The organism is Nocardioides sp. CPCC 206348, from assembly GCF_048654705.1.
GTDB lineage: Bacteria > Actinomycetota > Actinomycetes > Propionibacteriales > Nocardioidaceae > Nocardioides.
The window spans coordinates 69139-72038 of the sequence record NZ_JBMCZA010000193.1 but is presented as its reverse complement, the minus strand read 5'-3'; the positions used below and the strand labels follow the sequence as shown (position 1 = coordinate 72038).

The window sequence follows — 2900 nt, the reverse complement described above, 5'->3', positions numbered from 1 at the left end:
TGGGGTTTGTCACCACCGACGGTTCGTGTACGACGGCGCCAGGGCTGCGCGAACCTCCCGGATCCAGCGGTCCCGCGCCACCCCGGTGAAGTCACCTCGCTTCACCACGATCACGGTCCATCCGTTCTCGCGTAGCCAACGCCGCCGCTCGCGGTCGTCGTCGCGTTGCTCCGGTGTCTGGTCGTGGGGGTCCTCGCCGTCGTACTCGACGGCCACCTTGGCGTTCACGTAGGCGAAGTCGAGTCGGTACGTCGGCACACCGTCGATCACGATCCACCACTGCGGCTCGGGCGCAGGCAGTCCGTGGTCCAACATCTCGATGAGGACCCATGCCTCCCGGGGCGACTCGATGCGGGGATCGACCAGTGGAACGAGCCCACGGCACTGGATGACTCCCCGGCGGCCCCGGAAGCGGGGCACCTCCAGCGCAAGGTCGCCTGCCGTGAAGCCATGGAGTCTCGCCAGCGTGTTCATGGCGGCGAAGGCTTCACGTCGGCGCAGGTTGCAGCCCAGGTCCATCGCGGTCCGGATCGGGGCGGTGACCCTGAGGCCATGCAGCTCGATGACGTCACCGGGTGCGAGGTCCCGGGTGCGTCCGTCCGCCTCCGGCCGTCGTGTCGGATTGCGCCCGCGGACGGCACAGGACTCGACCGGCGGCAACAGGTCGTGCTCGCTCATCACGTGCATGTCGACCCCGAGCAGCCACGCCGCCGTACGGTCGCGAATCACATGGTGGTCCGACGTACCGAGCGCGACGACGTGCGCCCGCAGCTCGACGGAGTCCGGAAGATCGGCGCGGGCATAGACACCGCGGGCCCAGCGGATCAGCAGCCCGTTGCGGGTGTCGAGCTGGAGCCGGCGGGGCGAGATGCCCAGGGCGGCGGCGTCTGCCGCCGTGAACGGAACTGCGGGATAACACGTCTCGGTCATGGGTACGACGATCCGCGGGCGCCGAGCGCCTGCCCACTGCCCGGGGCGGTGCTGTGGACAGACCACCTCGTCGACGTACCTGTGGAGGGTTGGTGGACACGACGGCGACGACAAACCCCAACTCGGGGGTGACAAACCCCAACTCGGGGGTGACAAACCCCAACTCGCGCTAGGAGTGGGGGACGGTGTCCTTGAGGAAGCCGCGGGCACCGAGGAAGAGCTCCAGGGATTCACGGTGCTCGGCGCAGGCGAGCCAGATCTTGCGGCGCTCGGGGGTGTGCAGCTTCGGGTTGTTCCAGAGGAGCTGCCACACCGCGGGCTCGCGGCAGCCGCGGGCCGAGCAGAAGTCAGGCTCCATGGGTGCCGGGTCCGAGCTGGCGCTGCGCGTCGCCGCCACCGGTGAGGGGGAGCGCGGTGGAGCGGCTGTCGCCGGCGTTGGCGAGCACCACCGCGACATAGGGCAGGAACACGGCCCCGACGATCAGGATCGGCCAGAGCCAGCCGATGCCGGCCGCGCCGGCGAGGACGGCCCCGATGAAGCAGAACGTCCGGATCGTCATCGCGATGGCGTACTTGCGCTGCCGACGGGCCATGTCTGCCTGGGGGTTGTCACCGGCGGTGGTGATCCGGATGGCATCCATACCCCGCAGCCTACGGCCCCGTGAGTAGTCTTCACCCATGTCCAACCGCACCTACCGCGTCAGCGAGATCGTCGGCACGTCGCCCGACGGGATCGACCAGGCCGTCCGCAATGGCGTCGACCGCGCCGGCAAGACCCTCCGGCACCTCGACTGGTTCGAGGTCACCCAGGTCCGCGGACAGATCAAGGACGGCCAGGTCGAGCACTTCCAGGTCACGATGAAGGTCGGCTTCCGCCTCGAGGACGACGAGTAGTAGTCCCCTTCCGCGCCGGCAGCACGGCGGGAGTCGTCGGCGGCAGCTTGCTGCCCGCACTTCGACGGAGACGGGCTCGGCCAATCGAATTTGTTGGGGTCCCACAAGGGATCCTGATGATCTTGGTGCCCGCTGGGCGCGAGCCGGACAGCCCGCCCCCCGTAGCGTCGTGGGCGTGAACTCACCACGCTCCGTCCTGGTCACCGGAGGCAATCGCGGCATCGGCCGCGCCATTGCCGAAGCCTTCCTCGCTGAGGGCGACAACGTCGCGGTCACCACCCGCAGCGGCGGTGCCCCCGAGGGCGCGCTCGAGCTCAAGGCGGACGTCACCGACCCCGCCGCGCTCGAGGCCGCCTTCAAGGCTGCCGAGGAGGCCCACGGCCCGATCGAGATCCTGGTCGCCAACGCCGGCATCACCGCCGACACGCTGGTCCTGCGGATGTCGGACGAGGACTGGGACTCGGTCATCGCGACCAACCTCACCGGCTCGTTCCGGCTGGCCCGTCGCGCCGCCAAGGGGATGATGCGCCAGCGCAAGGGCCGGATCATCTTCATCTCGAGTGTCGTCGGCCTGCTGGGCTCGCCCGGCCAGGTCAACTACGCGGCGTCCAAGTCCGGCCTCGTCGGCATGGCGCGCTCGCTGGCCCGCGAGCTGGGCCCGCGCAACATCACCGCGAACGTCGTTGCTCCGGGGTACGTCGACACCGACATGACCGCCGTGCTGAGCGACGAGCAGAAGGAAGGCATTCGCAGCCAGGTCCCGCTCGGTCGGTACGCCGACCCGGCGGAGGTCGCGGGTGCGGTGCTGTGGTTGGCCAGCCCGTCGGCGGCGTACGTCACCGGTGCTGTGATCCCTGTAGACGGCGGACTTGGAATGGGGCACTGACATGAGCGACACGAACATCAACCCGAACGGCATCCTCGCCGGCAAGAACATCCTGGTCGCGGGGGTCACCCTCGACACCTCGATCGGCTTCGCGGTGGCGAAGTTCGCGCAGGAGCAGGGCGCCACGGTGCTCATCTCGAACTTCGGCCAGGCACTGCGGATCACCCGCCGGATCGCCAAGCGGCTTCCC

Annotated in this window: 5 protein-coding genes and 1 pseudogene; 3 read left to right on the top strand and 3 right to left on the bottom strand. The window is 69.3% G+C overall.

What is annotated here, in order from left to right; genetic code table 11:
* Positions 1–9 precede the first annotated feature (9 nt).
* From ACOADB_RS17210 to ACOADB_RS17200, 3 genes are all read right to left on the bottom strand, one after another.
* A complete protein-coding gene (locus ACOADB_RS17210) occupies positions 10–930 on the bottom strand; it encodes a DUF559 domain-containing protein (protein WP_378601081.1) in 921 nt (306 codons plus the stop codon).
* A gap of 169 nt (positions 931–1099) precedes the next feature.
* Positions 1100–1288, bottom strand: coding sequence for an acetone carboxylase (locus tag ACOADB_RS17205; RefSeq protein ID WP_378601079.1), 189 nt, complete (start codon positions 1286–1288; stop codon positions 1100–1102).
* Positions 1278–1571, bottom strand: a complete 294-nt coding sequence (locus ACOADB_RS17200; protein ID WP_378601077.1) for a DUF3099 domain-containing protein — start codon at positions 1569–1571, stop codon at positions 1278–1280. The genes ACOADB_RS17205 and ACOADB_RS17200 overlap by 11 nt, the downstream gene beginning before the upstream one ends.
* 37 nt (positions 1572–1608) lie before the next feature.
* Between ACOADB_RS17200 and ACOADB_RS17195 the strand changes: the two genes are divergently transcribed.
* The 3 genes and pseudogenes from ACOADB_RS17195 to ACOADB_RS17185 all read left to right on the top strand — a co-directional run.
* Positions 1609–1824, top strand: a complete 216-nt coding sequence (locus tag ACOADB_RS17195; RefSeq protein WP_378601075.1) for a dodecin — start codon at positions 1609–1611, stop codon at positions 1822–1824.
* A gap of 175 nt (positions 1825–1999) precedes the next feature.
* Positions 2000–2710: a beta-ketoacyl-ACP reductase gene (locus tag ACOADB_RS17190; RefSeq protein WP_378601073.1), complete on the top strand. Its 711-nt coding sequence runs from the start codon at positions 2000–2002 to the stop codon at positions 2708–2710.
* A 1-nt stretch (position 2711) separates the two neighbouring features.
* A pseudogene (locus ACOADB_RS17185) lies at positions 2712–2900 on the top strand (hypothetical protein); the annotation flags it as partial.

Bases quoted from the DNA above. Each gene is read 5' to 3' on its own strand.
- ACOADB_RS17200 (WP_378601077.1), bottom strand. From the start codon at position 1,571: ATGGATGCCATCCGGATCACCACCGCCGGTGACAACCCCCAGGCAGAC.
- ACOADB_RS17195 (WP_378601075.1), top strand. From the start codon at position 1,609: ATGTCCAACCGCACCTACCGCGTCAGCGAGATCGTCGGCACGTCGCCC.
- ACOADB_RS17210 (WP_378601081.1), bottom strand. From the start codon at position 930: ATGACCGAGACGTGTTATCCCGCAGTTCCGTTCACGGCGGCAGACGCC.
- ACOADB_RS17205 (WP_378601079.1), bottom strand. From the start codon at position 1,288: ATGGAGCCTGACTTCTGCTCGGCCCGCGGCTGCCGCGAGCCCGCGGTG.